18 protein-coding genes are annotated in these 18106 nt (G+C 63.4%); 10 read left to right on the forward strand and 8 right to left on the reverse strand.

From position 1 onward, the window contains the following. Positions 1-11: 11 nt before the first annotated feature. Positions 12-764 (reverse strand): septum site-determining protein MinC, encoded by a 753-nt coding sequence (minC, locus tag LK03_RS11410; RefSeq protein WP_038412446.1) that lies wholly within the window; start codon positions 762-764, stop codon positions 12-14. Positions 765-875: 111 nt separating this feature from the next. Between minC and LK03_RS11415 the strand changes: the two genes are divergently transcribed. Beyond that, positions 876-1811, forward strand: coding sequence for a lipid A biosynthesis lauroyl acyltransferase (locus LK03_RS11415; RefSeq protein ID WP_038412448.1), 936 nt, complete (start codon positions 876-878; stop codon positions 1809-1811). A 55-nt stretch (positions 1812-1866) separates the two neighbouring features. On the opposite strand, the gene LK03_RS11420 is transcribed toward LK03_RS11415, so the two are convergent. Continuing rightward, on the reverse strand, positions 1867-2694 hold the full coding sequence (locus LK03_RS11420) for an MlaA family lipoprotein (RefSeq protein ID WP_038412449.1): 828 nt from the start codon (positions 2692-2694) through the stop codon (positions 1867-1869). Continuing rightward, on the reverse strand, positions 2687-3985 hold the full coding sequence (locus tag LK03_RS11425; protein WP_038412450.1) for a serine/threonine protein kinase: 1299 nt from the start codon (positions 3983-3985) through the stop codon (positions 2687-2689). Before LK03_RS11425 ends, LK03_RS11420 begins: the two co-directional genes overlap by 8 nt. 370 nt (positions 3986-4355) lie before the next feature. Between LK03_RS11425 and LK03_RS11430 the strand changes: the two genes are divergently transcribed. Beyond that, positions 4356-4718, forward strand: a complete 363-nt coding sequence (locus tag LK03_RS11430) for a hypothetical protein (RefSeq protein WP_038412452.1) — start codon at positions 4356-4358, stop codon at positions 4716-4718. Here LK03_RS11430 and LK03_RS11435 read toward each other — a convergent pair. Further along, on the reverse strand, positions 4715-6286 hold the full coding sequence (locus tag LK03_RS11435; protein ID WP_038412455.1) for a glycosyl hydrolase family 17 protein: 1572 nt from the start codon (positions 6284-6286) through the stop codon (positions 4715-4717). The two genes, LK03_RS11430 and LK03_RS11435, sit on opposite strands and share 4 nt — an antisense overlap. 283 nt (positions 6287-6569) lie before the next feature. Here LK03_RS11435 and LK03_RS11440 point away from each other — a divergent pair, with 283 nt between their 5' ends. Beyond that, entirely contained in the window at positions 6570-7418 is an 849-nt protein-coding gene (locus LK03_RS11440; protein ID WP_038412456.1) for a glycine betaine ABC transporter substrate-binding protein, read from the forward strand. 39 nt (positions 7419-7457) lie between these two features. On the opposite strand, the gene LK03_RS11445 is transcribed toward LK03_RS11440, so the two are convergent. Then, positions 7458-8051, reverse strand: a complete 594-nt coding sequence (locus LK03_RS11445) for a biliverdin-producing heme oxygenase (protein ID WP_038412458.1) — start codon at positions 8049-8051, stop codon at positions 7458-7460. Between the two features lie 222 nt (positions 8052-8273). Between LK03_RS11445 and LK03_RS11450 the strand changes: the two genes are divergently transcribed. Then, on the forward strand, positions 8274-9767 hold the full coding sequence (locus LK03_RS11450) for a YdgA family protein (RefSeq protein ID WP_038412459.1): 1494 nt from the start codon (positions 8274-8276) through the stop codon (positions 9765-9767). Between the two features lie 252 nt (positions 9768-10019). Further along, the gene (gene nadA / locus LK03_RS11455) at positions 10020-11078 is read left to right on the forward strand and encodes a quinolinate synthase NadA (protein ID WP_038412461.1); all 1059 of its coding nucleotides are present in this window, start codon (positions 10020-10022) and stop codon (positions 11076-11078) included. 54 nt (positions 11079-11132) lie between these two features. Here the strand turns inward: nadA and LK03_RS11460 are convergent, their stop codons facing one another. Then, on the reverse strand, positions 11133-12569 hold the full coding sequence (locus LK03_RS11460) for a M48 family metalloprotease (RefSeq protein ID WP_038412462.1): 1437 nt from the start codon (positions 12567-12569) through the stop codon (positions 11133-11135). Positions 12570-12678: 109 nt separating this feature from the next. Between LK03_RS11460 and LK03_RS11465 the strand changes: the two genes are divergently transcribed. Both LK03_RS11465 and LK03_RS11470 read left to right on the forward strand, forming a co-directional pair. Next, on the forward strand, positions 12679-12918 hold the full coding sequence (locus LK03_RS11465) for a sulfurtransferase TusA family protein (RefSeq protein ID WP_038412463.1): 240 nt from the start codon (positions 12679-12681) through the stop codon (positions 12916-12918). Positions 12919-12936: 18 nt separating this feature from the next. Continuing rightward, on the forward strand, positions 12937-14007 hold the full coding sequence (locus tag LK03_RS11470; protein WP_038412465.1) for an AI-2E family transporter: 1071 nt from the start codon (positions 12937-12939) through the stop codon (positions 14005-14007). 20 nt (positions 14008-14027) lie between these two features. On the opposite strand, the gene LK03_RS11475 is transcribed toward LK03_RS11470, so the two are convergent. Both LK03_RS11475 and LK03_RS11480 read right to left on the reverse strand, forming a co-directional pair. Further along, positions 14028-14501 carry a peroxiredoxin gene (locus tag LK03_RS11475; RefSeq protein ID WP_038412466.1) on the reverse strand — a complete coding sequence of 158 codons (474 nt, stop codon included), beginning with the start codon at positions 14499-14501 and terminating at the stop codon, positions 14028-14030. An 11-nt stretch (positions 14502-14512) separates the two neighbouring features. Beyond that, the gene (locus LK03_RS11480) at positions 14513-15073 is read right to left on the reverse strand and encodes a glycine cleavage system protein R (protein ID WP_038412467.1); all 561 of its coding nucleotides are present in this window, start codon (positions 15071-15073) and stop codon (positions 14513-14515) included. Positions 15074-15320: 247 nt separating this feature from the next. Between LK03_RS11480 and dapA the strand changes: the two genes are divergently transcribed. Genes dapA through LK03_RS11495 form a run of 3 tightly spaced genes read left to right on the forward strand, consistent with a single transcriptional unit; the run spans position 15321 to position 18100 of the window. Beyond that, positions 15321-16208, forward strand: a complete 888-nt coding sequence (dapA, locus tag LK03_RS11485) for a 4-hydroxy-tetrahydrodipicolinate synthase (protein WP_038412468.1) — start codon at positions 15321-15323, stop codon at positions 16206-16208. 17 nt (positions 16209-16225) lie between these two features. Next, positions 16226-17341, forward strand: coding sequence for an outer membrane protein assembly factor BamC (bamC, locus tag LK03_RS11490; protein ID WP_038412470.1), 1116 nt, complete (start codon positions 16226-16228; stop codon positions 17339-17341). Beyond that, positions 17342-18100 (forward strand): MBL fold metallo-hydrolase, encoded by a 759-nt coding sequence (locus LK03_RS11495; RefSeq protein WP_038412472.1) that lies wholly within the window; start codon positions 17342-17344, stop codon positions 18098-18100. Positions 18101-18106 lie beyond the last annotated feature (6 nt).

An 18106-nucleotide genomic window follows, 5' to 3' on the forward strand; every position in this document is an offset into this window, starting at 1 on the left:
GCAAGTATCAATCAAAGTCGAGTGATGTTCAACACATCTCCGGACAAGCTGACTTGCACCCCGGCCCCCCACAATGGATCGCGGCGCAAGTCTTCGCTGACTTTGTATTGCCCGGCGATGGAAACCATTTCGGCGGTCATTTGCTGGCAGAAGATACGCGCACGGGTATTGCCCTTGATGCCGGCCAGGGCACGGCCGCGCATGGCGCCGTACACATGAATGTTGCCGTCGGCGAGCAGTTCGGCGCCCGGGCTGACCGAGGTGGTCACCACCAGGTCGCCGCCCTGGGCGTAGATCTGCTGGCCGCCGCGCACCGGGGCGGTGATGATCCGGGTTGGGCGGATTTCAGGTTCAGCGGGCGGCAACGGTGCCGGCTCTGGCTTTTTCACTTCCGGCTCAGGCTCGATGGGCCGCTCGCGGGCGCCCGAAGGCGGCAGTACCGGCAGGTCGATGGCGATGGCGGCGGCGATGTCTTCGATGCGGCTGGCGCGCAGGGCCAGCGTGCGCAGGCCGTGATGGCGGCAAATGCGCATCAGGGCTGGTAAATCCAGCACGCCAGCATTGGCCGGTAACTTGTCCAGGGCCAATACCAGTGGTGTATTACTGAAGAAGTTTGGCGCCAGGGCTACCTTTGCCGCCAATTGCCGGTCAAGTGCATCCAGGTCATTGCGCGCCAGTTCCAGCACGGTAATGGCAAGCATGCTGCCTTTTAGCTGGAATACGCTGGAGGTGTCGGGGGGCTGGTTCGGGCTCATGGTCTGCATAGACGGCTTGTTGCGGAAAAAGTGCCCTGACTTATAGCGAGAAACTGCAAGGGCCCGCAACCGGCGGCCAAAGGTTGTAGAATGCCCGGCCTTTGTCTTGCCGGAGTTTCAATGGAACGCCCGCGTTTTCGTAAAGCCTTTCTTCATCCGCGTTTCTGGGCCCTGTGGCTGGGGTTGGGCGTGCTATGGCTGGTCGTGCAGTTGCCCTACCGCGTATTGCTGAGCCTGGGGCGCGTACTGGGCGCCATCATGTATCGCCTCGCCGGTGAGCGCCGGCGCGTGGCCGAGCGCAACTTGGAGCTGTGCTTCGCGCAGTTGTCCATCGACGAACGGCAGCGTCTGCTCAAGGAAAATTTTGCCTCGACAGGCATCGCGTTCTTCGAAATGGCCATGAGCTGGTGGTGGCCAAGGGCGCGCCTGGCACGCCTGGCGCACATCGAGGGTCTGGAACACCTGCAGGCCGCCCAGCGCGACGGCCAGGGCGCGATTCTCATGGCGGTGCACTTCACCACCCTGGAGATTGGTGCAGCGTTGCTCGGTCAGGCGCACACCATCGACGGCATGTACCGCGAGCACAACAATGCCGTGTTCGACTTCATCCAGCGTCGCGGCCGTGAACGGCACAACCTCGATGCCCTGGCGGTGGAGCGCGAAGATGTGCGTGGCATGCTCAAATTGCTGCGCGCAGGTCGTGCGATCTGGTACGCGCCCGACCAGGACTACGGCGCCAAGCAAAGCCTGTTCGTGCCGCTGTTCGGCATTCCTGCCGCCACCGTCACGGCCACCACCAAGTTCGCCCGCCTGGGCAAGGCCCGGGTCATTCCCTTCACCCAGCGTCGCCTGGCCGATGGCAGCGGTTATCGACTGGTGGTGCATCCGCCGCTCGAGGGGTTCCCGGGTGAAAGCGAAGAGGCCGACTGCCTGCGCATCAACCAGTGGGTGGAAGGGGTGTCGAGCGAGTGTCCGGAGCAGTACCTGTGGGCGCATCGGCGCTTCAAGTCACGTCCCGAAGGTGCCGCGCCGTTGTACGACAAGCGCCGGCGTTGATGCACCAGGCGCGCGACACGAACCTGGAGGGTTCGCGTCGCGGCAGGCCAGGCGATTACTCGGCGATCTGCAGCTTGCGCGACTGGGTATACACGTAACGCACCTTCTCGTACTCGAACGGCGAGTTCAGCTGGCCGTAGCGGAAGTTGGTGGTGTAACGCTTGTCCAGCGCGCGCAAGGCGAAGATCTCCGGGTGACGGCTGCTGGCGTCGGCAACGTTGAGGTAGTTGACCGACTGCTCGCCAACGTAGTCCACCACGCGTCCGGTGGTATCGCGCAGGTTCGACGGACCGAACAGCGGCAACATGATGTACGGACCTTCCGGCACGCCATAGAAGCCAAGGGTCTGGCCGAAGTCTTCGCTCTGCCGGGCCAGGCCCATCTTGCTCGCCGGGTCCCACAGGCCGCCGACCCCGATGATGGTGTTGAACAGCAGGCGTGCGGTGATCTGCCCGGCGCGTTCGCCCTTGAGTTGCAGCACGCTGTTGAACAGGTTCGACACATCCCCGAGGTTTTCGAAGAAGTGCGTCACGCCGCTGCGAATGAAGCGCGGGGTGACGTAGCGGTAGCCATCGACCGCAGGCAGCAGCACCCATTGGTCGAGGCGGTAGTTGAAATGGTAAATGCGCCGGTTGATCGACTCCCAGGGGTCGTAGACGTTGAGCGCCGTCAGGGTCGAGCGCTCGAACTCGCGCTGGTCCAGACCTGGGTTGAACTTCAGCTCGCGCAATGGGTTGAGAAAGCCATCCGGGCCGGCGACAGGCTGCGGCTCGGGCGCGTCGAATACGTCGGCTTCGACCACGCTGGTACGGGGTGCGACTTCCGCTGCCTGGACGGTGCCGGCCAGCAGCAGGGCAGTGATGATCAGCAGTCGATTAGCCACGGAAGAACTCCAGCATGTCGTTGGCATTGACACGGTAGTTGAGGTTGCCGCAATGGCCGCCGTGTGGGTAGAGGGTCAGGCGCTCACCAAACACCTGGCGCAGGAAGCCCAGGTCGCCTGGGCCGAGGATGACGTCATCGGCGTTGTGCATCACGGCAATCTTCGGCGAGGTGTGCAGATAATCTTTCAGCGCGTACAGGCTGACCTGATCGACCAGTTGCAGCAGGCTGTTGCCATCGGTTCGCGCACGCCACATGGGCAGCACCTGCTCGTTCAGGTAGCACTCGAAATCACACTGCAATGCACGCTTGAAGAACGGCGTGAGGCTGCTGCCTTCGGTGATCGGGTACTTGGGTGGAATGATCAGGCCGCGGCGGTTGATCAAGTCGGACGTAAAGGCAATATCGGCGGCCGAGAAGCGGAACGAGGTGCCGATGAGCATCGCCATCTGCTCGTTGGTCAGGTGCTGACGCGACTTCTGGAAGTCGTAGATCAAGGCTTCGTTGAGGTCGACGTAGCCTTTGTCCTGGAAGTAGCGGGTGAGCTTTTCCAGCATCAGCTCATAGAAGGTGGTGCTGCGGTCGATGCCCTTGACGCGGGTCTGCACCAGTTTGTCGAGGTTGTTCACCGAGGTGTAGAGGTTCACCGGTGGGTTGAGCAGCAGCACTTTCTTGAAGTTGAAGCTACGCCGGGTCTCGTCGAGTTTGCTGACGAACGCTGCGTCCAGCGCGCCCAGGCTATAGCCGGTGAGGTAGAAATCGCTGACCGGCAGGCGCGCGTGCTGGGCGCGCACGGCCTGCATGACGCGGTACAGGTCTTCGGCGTCTTCCTGGCTGACGCCCGGTGTGGCGAAGCGCGAGGCGGCGCTCATGAAGTCCCAGCTGGTGGGCGAAGACAGCTGCACCACATGGTAGCCGGCCTGGTAATAGAGCTTTTTCAGGTATTCGTTGATGCTCGAGGAATACGGCGCGCCGGTGCCGGCGATGATGAAGATCAACGGCGCGGCGTGGTCCTGACGGGCCAAGCGGTAGGTGAGCTTCTTCACCGGCCAGAAGTTGTCCGGCAGGGTGAAGGCACGCTCGGGGCGCATCGTCAGGCTGTAGTCTTTTTGATTGATGTCATCGTCGCTGGGCAGCGTCGGACGTTGTTCAGGAGGTGTGGTGGCGATGGTCGCCTCGAACGGGTTGGTCAGCGGAAAGCCGTAGCTGGCCGCGTCGATATCCCGCGCCGAGGCGGCCGCAGCCAGAAGCGAACCGCACAGCACGGCGGCAAGGCGCAATGATCGAAGCATCAGGTGTCCCCAGGGAAGAGCAGCAAGGCGTTGCGTTGTTAGTGTGTGCAGGAGCTGTAGGTGGGCGCCGGCAAGGTGGGCGAAGCTGACAAGGGCCACCTGTGAGATGGTCCAGCGCTGTGCGCTGCCCGAACTTCGCGCCTACCCCTCTGGCTGCATGCAACTCCATTCCGTACACGTCTACGACCACTGCGCCTGAGGCAAAGTTGCCAGCCCGCGCAGCTGTTTATCGCCCAAAAGATTGCCGTACGGATCAATGGCGCGGCAAGCGGGTTTTCATGCAACATAGTCGCCCGGTGGCGCTGTGTCTGTAGTGATGTTGTAAATGGCCACTATCGATGTCGAACCCTGCGCTGCCCGGAGGGCACGGATGACCCGGACCACTGCTGTACTGAGCGTCATACTCGCCTTGGGCCTGCTGTTGGCAGCCAGTTACGGCGTGCGTTATGGACTGATGGAGGACGCCCGCTGGGTCGGCCTGTGCAGCACTGTCGATGCCCAGTGGCAGTGTCAGGCGCGGTCATGGCTGGGCTTGACCATTCATTTTCAGACGTTGGCCTGGCTGGCCCTGGGCAGCGCGGTGCTGGCTCAGATGGTCAAAGGCCGCAGTGGACGCGCGCTGGGTGGGCTGGCCTTGCTGCTGGGCATTCCTGCGCTGGTGCTGTACACCGCGAGTCTGGCGGTGTTCGCGGTGGTGCTCGGCGGATTGCGCGTGGTTCGCGCCCAGGGTTAAACGGTTTTGCCGCGCTGTCTGCCCGTGAGGTGCAGGCAACGCACCAGAGCCAGGGTCATCAACCCGCTGACCAGAGCCCAGATCAACGCCTGCTGGCTTTGCAAGCCTTCCTGATACAACTGCGGCACGATCCCCAGACCCACTATCCACGCCAGCAACGCCACTTCGCCGCGCGGCGCAGGCAGCGGACGTAGCCACAACACCAGCGCCGGCAGGGCCAGTGCGGCACTGGGGAAACTGCGGTAGCGGGCATCGAAAACCAGCCCGAGCATGCTCACCGCCGCTGCGAAGCCGGCCGCCAGCACCAGCCAGCGACCCTGGTGCTGGATCAGCAGCCACAGCCGTTGCCGCCATGCCGCACGCTGGCTTAACGCCAGGGCGGTGTAGCTCAGGCACGCCAGGTTCAGCAGCGCCAATGCCAGTCCCCACAGCCACTCGCCGGCGAAGCGCGCATCGGTGCGCAGCAGTTCACCCCACAGCCCCAGGCAGCCGGCCCCGAACGCCACCAGCAGTGGCAGGCCCAGGGCGGCCAGCACCGTGCGGGGGCGTCCGCCCAGCAGCAGGGTCAGCAGCATCAGCGCGCTGCTCGACAGCGCCCAGTGCGTCCACAGCGGCAGGTTGCTGACCGGCCCTTCGAGCACACCCTTGTCCTGGCGGTCGGCATCGTACAGGCCCCAGTAACCGCCCACCGCGCCCTCGCTGGCGCGCTTCCACGGTTGGTCGAAGGCTTCTATGAGGTTGTAGTTCCAGCCGTGTGCCTCGGCCTGGGTGACGAAGCCGCGGATGAACCGCGCTTCGTTGACTCGGCTTGGCACGGCAGTCTCGCGCTGGCGACCTTCACTGGGCCAGCCAGTCTCGCCGATCAGGATCGGCTTGGGCGCGAAGCGTTTGACGAAGCGTTGATGTACCTTGGCCACATGCGCCAGCGCGGCGTCGATGTCGCGCGGCTGATCTTCCCAGTAAGGCAACAGGTGAATGGTCAGAAAGTCCACGGCCGGTGCGACTTCCGGATGCTGCAGCCAGAACTCCCAGACATCGGCGTAGGTCACCGGCACCGTCACCGCCGCCTTGACCCGAGTGATCGCCGCAGCCAGCGCGCGGCCGGTGATTTCCTTGCGCAGCAGCGCCTCGTTGCCCACGATCACCGCGCTGACCACATCGCTGTTGGCGTTGGCCGAGGCGATCAGCAGGTCGATTTCCCGTGCGGTGTCCTGGGGATTGGCGTTGACCCAGGCGCCGAGCATGACTTTCAGGCCATGTTTGCGCGCCAGTGCTGGAATGGCTTCAAGACCGGTCATCGAATAGGTACGGATGCACTGAAATCGCTCGGCCAGCAGGGCCAGGTCGGCATCCATGCGTGCCGGGCGCAGTTGGAAAGGCTGGTCGAACGGCGACTGGTCCTTGTCGAAGGGCGTGTACGAGGCGCATTGCAGCTTGTGAGTGGGGCTGGCGGCGTCGGCCAGGCGCACAGGCTGACCCAGTGCGTACCACAAGCCCCACAGCCCGAGCAGGGCGACGATAATGGCGAATGCGTACAGTGGCAGGAGCAGGCGGGTGGAGCGGGGCATCGGGCGTTCCGTCGTCAGGTGCGCAGGGCAGGGGGGCGGTCAGGCGATGAGGCGAGACGCACGGGGTTCAGGTGGCGTGCAGGGTCGAAACTGCACGCCGGGTGATAGTAGCCCGTCGTCAATCCTTTGGCATGCAAGGATCGCGCAGACCCGTGTGAGTAAATGGCGCTAATGGCGAAGTGCTGTCGCATATGGCGGTGGTGCAGGTCGCAGTTGGAGCAGGTCTATGCTCGTCGCAGGTTGATGATGGAACCTCAATAAGACCTGACGCGGGGATGCTTTGATGAAAATGCGACGTTTACTGGGTGTGGGAACGGCCCTGGTACTGGCCATGAGCACTGCGCAAGCAATGGCCAAGGAAGTAAGCATTGGCTACGTGGATGGTTGGTCCGACAGTGTCGCGACCTCCAACGTGGCCGCCGAAGTGATCAAGCAAAAGCTGGGCTATGACGTCAAACTCCAGGCTGTCGCCGCGGGCATCATGTGGCAGGGCGTGGCGACCGGCAAACTCGATGCGACGCTGTCGGCGTGGCTGCCCGTCACCCACGGCGAGTACTGGACCAAGAACAAGGACAAGGTGGTCGACTACGGCCCGAACTTCAAGGACGCCAAGATCGGTCTGATCGTGCCGGACTACGTCAAGGCCAACAGCATCGCCGACCTCAAGACCGACAGCAGCTTCAAGCAGAAGATCGTCGGCATCGACGCCGGTGCCGGGGTGATGATCAAGGCCGAACAGGCCATCAAGGACTACGACCTGACCGGCTATAAACTGGTCGCCAGTTCCGGTGCGGCGATGACCACCGAACTGGGCAAGGCCTACGACAAGAAAGAATCCATCGCCGTGACCGGCTGGGTGCCGCACTGGATGTTCGCCAAGTGGCAACTGAAATTCCTCGAAGATCCGAAGAAAGTCTTCGGTGAAGCCGAAACTGTCAACAACATCGGCAGCAAGCAATTGGCGACCAAAGCGCCGGAAGTGGCCGAGTTCCTGAAGAAGTTCTCCTGGCAGTCCAAGGATGAGATCGGCGAAGTGATGCTGGCCATCCAGAATGGCGCCAAGCCTGATGCCGCGGCCAAAGACTGGGTGGCCAAGCACCCAGAGCGCGTCAAGGAGTGGACTGGCAAGTAAGCGGCCAGTCATTGCCGATGGGGCTGCCCGCCAGCCCCGTCAGCGACGGGCGTCGAACACCGCGTGCAGGTGCGCGCGGTAACTGTCGAACGCTGCGATCGCACCCTGCTGAGCCTGTAACTCCTCCTGCTCGGTCAGTCGCAAAGCATCGATCTGTTCAACGAACGCACGCCAGTGCAGCGCCCGTCCCTCGGGGTGCGCCGCCAGGTGCCGAGCACCGTGTGAAGCATCCAGCCCCAGGTGCTGACTGTGCTTGAACAGAAACGCTGCGCCCAGATTCGATCCCTCACTGCAATACAGCCAGCCCAGCGCGTGGGCCGCACTTGCCTGCACGGCTGCCGGTGTCTCCGGCAACGCCAGACCCAGGTCGTTGAAATCTTTGCGCACCGCAGCGAAACGCGACAGATCGGCGAGCCCGGGCAACAGCCGATTGAGTTCGGCGTCGTGGTAGAGGCCGAGCAAACTGCCATGAAAACGGTGTTGTACCTGTAGGAAACAGGCATAGCGTTGCAGATCGGCAAAGGGCCGAGCCGCCATGACCTGCACATCAACGCTGTCGTGGTCGCGGCTGCTGGCCGCCTTGAGGCGTTTGCAGCGGCTCGGCTCGGCCAGGCAAGGGGCGGGTGCACTCATTAGAAGATCCGTGGAAGGGGCGCGGGGCGATATGATGGCTGGCGCGCAGGCTGCTGACTAGCGGCAGCGAACCGGCGGCAGCGCGAACGGTCCATGGTGCTGGCGGTACAGGGCTGACTCGATGGCGTGACGCGGGTCGCTTGTACCGTCCACCCACGGTGATATCCTTCCCGTCCACGCGGCCGTCCGCGTCGCCCCTATGGACAGCATTCGGTTTTATTCATGAAGAAATCAGTAGGTATTCTCTGCGGTCTGGCCGTCGCCATCGCCGCCATCACCACCGCTGGTGCCTGGTTCACCGGCAAGCAGATTCCGGGCGAGCTGGAGCACGCGGTCACCCGTGCCAACGCCGAGTTCAAGAACGCTGTTGCCGGCACGGGTGGCAGCATGACGATGGAGCTGGTGTCGCTCGAGCAGCACTGGTTCACCAGTGATGCGCGCTACCGCATCGTCATCAAGGATGTGCAGATCGGTCAGGGTGAGCCGCTCAACTTTGAACTGGGTGCGACCGATCACATCGAGCACGGGCCGTTCCCCTGGACTCGGGTCAAGTCGCTCAAGCTGCTGCCGGTCATGGCGGTCAGCAACAGCGAGCTGGTCAAGTCCGATCAGCTCGCGCCGCTGTTCGAGGCAGCGGGCGGCAAGATGCCCGTCAGCGCTACCGGCACGCTGGGTTACGGTGGCAGCATCGACACCGAAACGCATGTCGCCCCGCTGAAGTTCACCCAGGACAATGGCGGCCTGTTCGACTTTGCCGGCATGACCCTGAACGTCGATGGCGACCGCGATGGCAACGCCATGAAGATTCACGGCAACTTCGACCGGCTGGAAGTGAAGATCGTCGGTGATCGTCCACCGGCCACCTTCGTGCTCGAAGGTTTCAAGGTCGGTGGCGACCTGAGCAAGACCGACTACGAGAAGATCTACGTCGGCAAGCTCGACCTGTTCCTCGATCAACTGCAGGCGACCCTTGGGCCCAAGCAGGACGTGCTGGTCGCCAAGGGTATCGAGCAGAACAACCTGTACAACCTCGAAGGCAAGGACCGTCTGGGCGGGCGCCTGGAATACAAGGTGTCCGACATCACCTACGCCAACCGTGCCGTCGGTAGCGGGCAGATGGTCATGACCTTCCGCTCGCTCGACATTCCGTCGACCCTGGCGCTGAGCGAGTGGTACCAGGGTAAGATGCCGCAGATCCAGGCGGCAGCCGCCGACGGCCAGGCAATGCCCCAGATTCAGATGACCGATGCCGAGCGCGCCCAGGTGCACGGTGATCTGCAGAAACTGCTGGCGGCAAAGCCGACGGCATCCATCGAAGACCTGTCGTTCAAGACCGCGCGTGGCACCAGTCGCTTCAAACTCGATGTCGATTTCGCCAATCCGGCGTCCTTCGACCTGCCGGCTGACCAACTGACCCGGCAGATCATCGCCAAGCTCAGTGGCAAGCTGTCGCTGTCCAAGCCCATGGTCGGTGACCTGGCCACCTTGCAGGCGCTGCTCGGCGGCGAGACCGACGCCCAGGCGATCGCCCAGCAGTCCAACCAGGCGGGTGAAATGCTCGGCATGATGGCGGTGCAGAGCGGGCTGGCCACGGTGCAGGGCGATGACGTGGTCTCGAGCCTGGACTACGCCGCCGGCCAGGTCGACTTCAACGGCAAGCAGATGACCGTCGAAGAGTTCCTGATGATGCTCCAGGCGCTGGTTCCACAGCGCTGATCGGCAGTAGCGCACGGTGCCTGCCCAGGCCCGTGCGTGGCGTGCTTCGATGCCCCAGGCCCGCGTGCCCTGGGGCGTACCACTGCTCGGAAAAATCGCTTTTGAATTGATCCGATTGTCTGTAGCCTTCGGCGTCCGATAACAATCCGCGCCCGCAGGTGGGCCGCGACGGCACGCCGTCCGGCACCTTTAGCCGATCTGCCAGGACGCGGTGCTACTCTCGATTGACGCGCGCGCGCAGGTCCCGTGATCATGACCCAGATTTCCGAACGTCTCCTGGTTCAAGCCCACCTTGATGCCAAGCAGCCCCAGCCCTTGACGGCCGAGCAGGAGGCTGACTACCGCGCAGCCATCGCCGCCGAACTCAAGGCGCAGAATGCCGTGCTGGTTGCCCACTTCTATTGCGACCCGGTGATCCAGGCCCTGGCCGAGGAAACCGGTGGCTGCGTTTCCGACTCGTTGGAGATGGCCCGTTTCGGCAAGCAGCACGAAGCCGACACGGTGGTGGTGGCCGGTGTCCGCTTCATGGGCGAAACGGCGAAGATTCTCACCCCGCACAAACGCATCCTCATGCCGACCCTGGAAGCGACCTGCTCGCTCGATCTGGGCTGTCCGGTAGAGGCGTTCTCGGCCTTCTGCGACCAGCATCCCGAGCGCACCGTGGTGGTCTATGCCAACACCTCGGCGGCGGTGAAGGCGCGGGCCGACTGGGTGGTGACTTCCAGCTGCGCGCTGGAGATCGTCGAAAGCCTGATGGACAACGGCGAGACCTTCATCTGGGGCCCTGACCAGCACCTGGGTCGCTACATCCAGAAGCAGACCGGCGCCGACATGCTGCTGTGGGACGGTGCCTGCATCGTTCACGAAGAGTTCAAGTCACGCCAGTTGGCCGACATGAAGGCGCTTTACCCGGACGCGGCGGTGCTGGTGCATCCCGAATCGCCGGAGTCGGTCATCGAGCTGGCCGATGCCGTTGGCTCTACCAGCCAGCTGATCAAAGCGGCGCAGACCCTGCCCAGCAGCACCTTCATCGTCGCCACCGACCGCGGCATTTTCTACAAGATGCAGCAGTTGTGCCCGGACAAGACCTTCATCGAAGCGCCAACGGCCGGTAACGGCGCCGCGTGCCGCAGCTGCGCGCATTGCCCGTGGATGGCGATGAACACCCTCGAGCGCACCCTCGATTGCCTGCGCACCGGCAGCAACGAGATCAGCGTCGACCCGGCGCTGATTCCGCGAGCGGTCAAACCGTTGCAGCGGATGCTGGACTTCACCCAGGCAGCGCGGTTGAAACTCTCGGGCAATGCCTGACCAGGCAGAGCAACGCTTGTAGGGGGCGATTGAGCGCTGCCCCCGCTAGGCTCACTAGCGCCCCATCATGTCCCTGACCATGCGCTGCTGCTCCATGATCTCGCGCTGACGCTGGTCTATCTGCGCGGCCAGCGGGAAGTTGCTGCCGGCGCGGCGCTTGGCGAAGTCCAGTTGCTGAATGGCCTGATCGAAATCACCGACCAGAGTGAAGTACTCGGCCCGCGCCCGGTGCAGGCCGATGGTGTCGCCTGACAGGCCACGCACTTCTGCGACTTCATACCAGACGTCCGGGTCTTGCGGGCGATTCTTCAGCAGTGCATCGAGCACCTTCTGCGCCTCGGCTGGCTTGCCCTGCTTGATCAACAGGTCGGCACGTACCTGGTTCAGCGGGTAGCTGCCGGGGTACAGGACCTGCAAGCGCTCCACCAACTGCTGGGCCTCGGCCAGGCGGTTGTTGGTGATCTCCAGGTCGATCTGCGCGAGGTTGTAGGTAATGTCGTTGGGTGCCTTGGCCAGCAGCGGCTTGAGGTTGGCGCGCGCTTCGTTGAGTCTGCCGCTCTTGATCTGCGCCAGGGCCAGGCCATAGCGCGCTGCGTCCAGGGTCGGATCTTCATCGAGCTGGGCCTGGAAGCGCTTGGCGGCGAGGCCCGGAGTGCCTTCGTAGGTCAGTGCCACGCGGGCGCGAATCAGTTGATAGCGCAAGCTGTCTTCCACGCCACCCTTGGGCGCCTGTTCGGCGCGGTTGCGGGTGTCGGCGATCCGCGATTCGGTGACCGGGTGAGTCAGTAGAAACTCCGGCGGCTTGCCGTCGTAGCGATACTGCCGCGCCAGGCGCTCGAACATGGTGGGCATGTTGCGTGGATCGTAACCGGCCTTTTCCAGGTTCTGGATGCCGATGCGATCGGCCTCCTGCTCGTTCTGCCGCGAAAAGCGCCGTTGCTCTTGGATCGCGGCGGCCTGGGAACCGGCGATCAGGCCGATACCGGCGTCGCCACCGCCGCCAGCGGCCAGCACGATACCGGCCAGCAGCGCGGCCATCATCGGCAATTGCATGCGCTGCTGGGCCTCGACGCCGCGGGCGAAGTGGCGCTGCGACAAGTGCGCCAGTTCGTGGGCCAGCACCGAGGCGTACTCGCCTTCGGTCTGCGCGTTGAGGAACAGCCCGCCGTTGACCCCCACGATGCCGCCGGGAGCGGCGAAGGCGTTGAGTTCGCGGCTGTCGATGAGTACGAATTCCAGACGCCGATCCTGCAACTGGCTGGTTTCGGCCAGCCGGTACACGCTGGTCTCGACGTAATCCTTCAACTGCGGATCGTTCAACTGCTTGACGTTGCCGCGCAACAAGCTCAGCCAGGCGCGACCCAGATCATGCTCCTGCTTGGGCGAGACGATCGAGGAACTGGAATCGCCCAACGACGGCAGATCGTCGGCCTGGCTCGGCGCAGCCAGCAGACAGGCCAGCGCCAGCAAGGTGGGGCGCAGTAAATTCATGCAGTAGGCTCGCGTGAAGTGAAAGATTCCTACTGTAGCCGCCTCGCACCTTGCCGACCAGTGGCGCTATCCTAGGCGGCCTTTGTGTCCTGCCCTGTGGAGACCCCCCGTGAGCGAACCCCTGACCTGCGCTGCCGAACTCGACGCCAGTGGCCTGAACTGTCCGTTGCCGCTACTCAAGGCGAAGATGGCGCTCAATGGTCTGGCCAGCGGCGCGGTCCTCAAGGTGATCGCCACCGATGCGGGCTCCCAGCGTGACTTTCACACCTTTGCCCGCCTCTCAGGTCATAGCCTGGTCGACGAGCAGGTCGACGCTGGCGTCTACACCTACTGGCTGCGCAAGGCCTGAGTTTTCCAAGGATCCGTAATGTTCAACGTGCTACGCGGCTGGGTGCAGCGCTACTTCTCTGACGAGCAGGCGGTGGTGCTGGCCGTCCTGCTGTTCCTCGCCTTCACCGTGGTACTGACGTTTGGCGGCATGCTTGCGCCGGTGCTGGCGGGCATGGTGCTGGCCTTCCTCATGCAGGGGCTGGTCAACGCTCTGGAGCGTCTTAAGGTGCCGAGCGGGGTGGCGGTAGGTCTTGTCTTCACCCTGTTCATGGGTGCGCTGGCGGTATTTCTGCTGGTGCTGGTGCCGCTGCTCTGGCATCAGTTGATTACCCTGTTCAACGAGCTGCCGGGCATGCTCGGCAAATGGCAGTCGCTGTTGCTGCTGTTGCCCGAGCGCTACCCGCACCTGGTGTCGGACGAGCAGGTACTGCGCGCCATCGAATCGGTACGTGGCGAGATCGGCAAGTTTGGCCAATGGGCGCTGGGGTTTTCCCTGTCGAGCCTGCCGCTGCTGGTCAGTGCCATGATCTACCTGGTGCTGGTGCCGATCCTGGTGTTCTTCTTCCTCAAGGACCGTGAGCTGATCGCGCGTTGGGTGGTCGGTTACCTGCCGCGTGAGCGCACCTTGCTCAATCGGGTCGGCGACGAGATGAACCGCCAGATCGCCAACTACATCCGCGGCAAGGGTATCGAGATTCTGATTTGCGGCATCGCCACCTACATTGCCTTCATCAGCCTGGGGCTGAACTACGCCGCCTTGCTCGCCTTGCTGGTGGGCCTGTCGGTGGTGGTGCCCTACGTCGGCGCGGTGGTGGTGACGGTGCCGGTGACCCTGATTGCGCTGTTCCAGTGGGGCTGGGGCGATCAGTTCATCTACCTGATGGTGACCTACGCGATCATCCAGGCCCTCGATGGCAACGTGCTGGTGCCGCTGCTGTTCTCTGAGGCGGTGAGTCTGCACCCGGTGGCGATCATCTGCGCGGTGCTGCTGTTCGGCGGGCTGTGGGGGTTCTGGGGAATCTTCTTCGCCATTCCCCTGGCGACACTGTTCAAGGCGGTGCTCGATGCCTGGCCGCGTCAGGAGCCAAGTGTGGCGCCGCTGTTGTAGGGCGGCGCCCCTGTCGGCGGTCAGGCCTTGTCCAGCGCCTCGGCCGCTGCCAGCACGGCATCGACATGGCCGGGTACCTTCACGCCACGCCACTGCTGGCGCAGCACGCCATCCTTGTCGATCAGGAAAGTGCTGCGATCGACGCCCAGGTATTCCTTGCCATAGAGCTTCTTGAGCCTGATCACATCGAACAGCTGGCACAGGGCTTCGTCCTTGTCGCTGATCAGCTCGAAGGTGAAGCCCTGCTTGGCCTTGAAGTTTTCATGGGATTTCAGGCCGTCGCGCGAGATGCCGAAGACCACCGTATTGGCGGCGGCGAAGGCCGAGGCCTGATCACGGAAACCCTGGCCCTGGGTGGTGCAGCCCGGCGTGCTGTCCTTGGGGTAGAAATACAGCACCACCTGCTGACCCTTGAGCTCGGCGAGATGGACGGTCTGGCCACTGGTGGCCTGGGCCTGGAAGTCAGGCACCGCCTGGTCGATGGCAACGCTCATGCAGGGTCTCCTCAAACAGGGTTCTGTGGACGCCAGGGCTCGATCAGGGCATCGAGGTTCAGGGCGTCGGCGAAGTCCAGGAACTGGTCGCGCAGCCAGCTGATCTGCGTGCCGGCCGGCAGGATCACGGTGAACTGGGCGTTGAGCATGCTGCTGCCGGTCTGTGGCGCCAGGTAAGTGTCGCAGGTCATGGCATCGAGCTCGACGCGGTGGTCGAGGAAGAACTGGCACAGCTCGTTGATGATGTCCGGGCGATAGGCGGCGCTGACATAGGCAACGTAGGGCAGGGCCTGGGGGCGTACCTCCTGCTCGGCGCTGCGCACCACATCGATGGTCATGCCATGTTTTTTCGCCAGACCCGGCAAGGTGGACTCTAGGCGCGCGAGGGCGTCCCAGTTGCCGCCGACCTGCAGCACTAGGGCGCTGGTTTCGCCATGGCGGCTCAGCCGCGAGGTGACCACCGCGCAGCGATTGTCGAAGGCGGCACGGCTCAGAATGTTGGCCAGCTCCATCGGGTTGGGGCCCAGGGCGCTGATGACGAGAAATTGTTCACGGACGGTTGGGGTGGACATGCAACATTCCTAAAGCGATGAGTGGTCGGCACGAAACGTGCGCGAGGCCGGGCTGCGGCATCGAACCGAGCCCTTGCGGCTGGCGCAGAACAGGGTCGGCGGCCTGTGGAGCCGCGTGCTACCGAGCAAAGGAGGAAGGGTAGCGAAATCCGGGCTGCAGGGGAATGCTCCAGCCGAGAGCTTCGCTTGTGCAAGGTCGATGGCGCCAGTACCATTACCGCTCTCTTTTTCCGGCAGGAGCAGCTTAATGATCGCGGGCAGTATGGTGGCATTGGTCACGCCCATGGATGCACAAGGGCGCGTCGACTGGCTCAGCCTCGACAAACTGGTCGATTTCCACCTGGAAAAAGGCACGCACGCCATCGTCGCGGTCGGCACCACTGGCGAATCCGCCACGCTCGATGTCGAAGAGCACATCCTGGTCATCAAGCACGTGGTCGAGCGGGTCAAGCGCAGCAATCGGAGCATCCCGGTCATCGCCGGCACTGGTGCCAACTCCACCGCCGAAGCGATTCACCTCACGCAGAATGCCAAAAGCGCCGGAGCCGATGCCTGCCTGCTGGTGGTGCCGTACTATAACCGTCCCACCCAGGAAGGCCTGTACCAGCACTTCAAGCTGATCGCCGAATCGGTCGATATCCCGCAGATCCTCTACAACGTGCCCGGTCGTACCTCCTGCGACATGCAGGCCGAAACCGTGATCCGCCTCTCGACCATTCACAACATCATCGGCATCAAGGAAGCCACCGGCGACCTCGACCGGGCCAAGGCCATCATCGAAGGCGTCGACCCAGCGTTCCTGGTTCTGTCCGGCGATGATCCAACCGCAGTCGAGCTGATCCTGCTGGGCGGCAAAGGCAATATTTCCGTCACTGCCAACGTCGCCCCGCGCGAGATGGCCGACCTGTGCGAAGCCGCCCTTGCCGGCGATGCCGAAAAGGCCCGCGCGATCAACGACGCACTTATGCCCTTGCACAAGAATCTGTTCTGCGAGGCCAACCCGATCCCGGTGAAATGGGCATTGGTGGAAATGGGCCTCATGCACAAAGGCATTCGCCTGCCCCTGACCTGGCTGAGCGAAGGCTGTCACGAACGAGTCCGTACTGCCTTGCGCCAGTCCGGCGTACTGGTTTAATCGAGGAAGTACACCGCATGAAGCGACTGGCAGGTTTATCCGCCCTGGCATTGATCATCTCCAGCACCAGCGGTTGTGGCTGGCTGTGGGGCGACGAAGGTTATTTCCGTGATCGCGGCAGCGACTACCTGCAAGCGCAGACCACAGCGCCCATGCAGGTTCCGCAGGACGCCACCCACGTCAAACGTCTCGACCCACTGCTGCCGATTCCGCGTAACGTCGCCGACGACAACATCAGCGGCGAATTCGAAGTACCGCGTCCGCAGCCGCTCAATGCCGCTGCCGATACCGCCGACTACAGCTTGCAACGCAGCGGCAGCAGCCGTTGGGTGCTGGCCCAACGCTCGCCTGCCGAAGTCTGGCCGGTGGCTCGCCAGTTCTTCGAGGACAACGGCTTCCGTATCGCCGAAGAGCGTCCTCAGACCGGCGAATTCAACACCACCTGGCAGCGTTTCGACGAACTGTCCGCCTCGCTCGGCCAGCGCCTGGCCAGTTCGGCCAGCAGCGGCGACAGCGAAGTCCGCGTGCGCGTGCGCATGGAACCGGGCGTGCAGCGCAACACCAGTGAGGTGTACATCGTCAGTGTCGAGCGTCCGGCTGGCAGCACGGCCGACCCGGCATTCCCTTCGACCTCGCGCAACGCCGGTGTCGATGCTCTGCTGGTCGATGAAATGCTCGCCAGCATGAACCGCAGCGCCGAGAAGGGCGGCTCGGTCTCGCTGCTCGCCGAACGCGACTTCGACACCCCAAGCCGTGTCAGCCTGAGCGAAGACGGCAGCGGCAACCCGGTGCTTTACATGGGCTCCGATCTGGATCGCGCCTGGTCTGGCGTCGGCCGCGCCCTCGAGCAAGGCCAGTGGCGCGTGGAGGACATCAACCGCAGCCTGGGCCTGTACTACATCAACCTGTCGGAAAAACCTGAAGACAAGCAGAACGAGCCTGGCTTCTTCGGCCGCATGTTCGGCAGCAAACCGACCGAGCAGGAGCGTGAAGCCCGTGCCGAGCGTTACCAGGTTCGCCTGAGCAAGGTCGGCGAGAACGTCCAGGTCACGGTCGAGAAGAACATCAACACCGTCGCCCCGGCTGATGTCGCTCGCCGTGTGCTGAGCCTCATTCAGGACCACCTGGGTTAAGTGCGTTTCGCGGTACTGGGAAGCGGTAGCCAGGGAAACGGCACGCTGATCGCCAGCGGTGACACGTTCATTCTGGTCGACTGCGGGTTTTCCTTGCGTGAAACCGAGCGGCGCCTGGCGCTGCTTGGCGTGTCGGCCAGTGATCTCAGTGCGGTGCTGGTGACCCACGAACATGCCGATCATGTGCATGGCGTTGGGTTGCTGGCGCGGCGCTACAATGTGCCGGTGTACCTGAGCCAGGGCACTTTGCGTGGCATGCGCAAGCCGGTGGAGGTCGCCGGTTTTCTGGAATGCGGTGCCACACTGGGCATCGGCAGCCTGCAGGTCAGCGCCGCCCGCGTCGAGCATGATGCCCTCGAGCCGTTGCAGTACGTGATCAGTGACGGCAGTCGTCGCTTCGGCATGCTGACCGATCTGGGCAGCTACGATGCTCGCCTGCTGGAGCGCTACCGCGACCTCGATGCACTGTTGATTGAAGCCAATCACTGCCGTGATCTGCTTGCCCGAGGCCACTACCCGCGCTTTCTCAAGGTGCGGGTCGGCGGCAATCAGGGGCATTTGAACAACCACCAGGCCGCCAGCCTGGTGGCCGAGCTGGGCTGGAATACTTTGCAGCACCTGGTGCTGGCCCACCTCAGCAGCAAGAACAACCTGCCACATCTGGCCCGTCAGTGCTTCGTCGACACCCTTGGGTGCGACCCGGACTGGCTCCAGGTGGCCAACCAGGACACTGGGCTCGACTGGCGCCACATCGCCTAGCCCACC

This window comes from Pseudomonas cremoricolorata, from assembly GCF_000759535.1.
In the GTDB taxonomy this organism is placed as follows: domain Bacteria; phylum Pseudomonadota; class Gammaproteobacteria; order Pseudomonadales; family Pseudomonadaceae; genus Aquipseudomonas; species Aquipseudomonas cremoricolorata_A.

Coding starts and splice junctions, on each gene's coding strand:
- minC (WP_038412446.1), bottom strand. CDS start 764: ATGCAGACCATGAGCCCGAACCAGCCCCCCGACACCTCCAGCGTATTC.
- LK03_RS11415 (WP_038412448.1), top strand. CDS start 876: ATGGAACGCCCGCGTTTTCGTAAAGCCTTTCTTCATCCGCGTTTCTGG.
- LK03_RS11425 (WP_038412450.1), bottom strand. CDS start 3,985: ATGCTTCGATCATTGCGCCTTGCCGCCGTGCTGTGCGGTTCGCTTCTG.
- LK03_RS11430 (WP_038412452.1), top strand. CDS start 4,356: ATGACCCGGACCACTGCTGTACTGAGCGTCATACTCGCCTTGGGCCTG.
- LK03_RS11435 (WP_038412455.1), bottom strand. CDS start 6,286: ATGCCCCGCTCCACCCGCCTGCTCCTGCCACTGTACGCATTCGCCATT.
- LK03_RS11440 (WP_038412456.1), top strand. CDS start 6,570: ATGAAAATGCGACGTTTACTGGGTGTGGGAACGGCCCTGGTACTGGCC.
- LK03_RS11445 (WP_038412458.1), bottom strand. CDS start 8,051: ATGAGTGCACCCGCCCCTTGCCTGGCCGAGCCGAGCCGCTGCAAACGC.
- LK03_RS11450 (WP_038412459.1), top strand. CDS start 8,274: ATGAAGAAATCAGTAGGTATTCTCTGCGGTCTGGCCGTCGCCATCGCC.
- nadA (WP_038412461.1), top strand. CDS start 10,020: ATGACCCAGATTTCCGAACGTCTCCTGGTTCAAGCCCACCTTGATGCC.
- LK03_RS11460 (WP_038412462.1), bottom strand. CDS start 12,569: ATGAATTTACTGCGCCCCACCTTGCTGGCGCTGGCCTGTCTGCTGGCT.
- LK03_RS11470 (WP_038412465.1), top strand. CDS start 12,937: ATGTTCAACGTGCTACGCGGCTGGGTGCAGCGCTACTTCTCTGACGAG.
- LK03_RS11475 (WP_038412466.1), bottom strand. CDS start 14,501: ATGAGCGTTGCCATCGACCAGGCGGTGCCTGACTTCCAGGCCCAGGCC.
- LK03_RS11480 (WP_038412467.1), bottom strand. CDS start 15,073: ATGTCCACCCCAACCGTCCGTGAACAATTTCTCGTCATCAGCGCCCTG.
- dapA (WP_038412468.1), top strand. CDS start 15,321: ATGATCGCGGGCAGTATGGTGGCATTGGTCACGCCCATGGATGCACAA.
- bamC (WP_038412470.1), top strand. CDS start 16,226: ATGAAGCGACTGGCAGGTTTATCCGCCCTGGCATTGATCATCTCCAGC.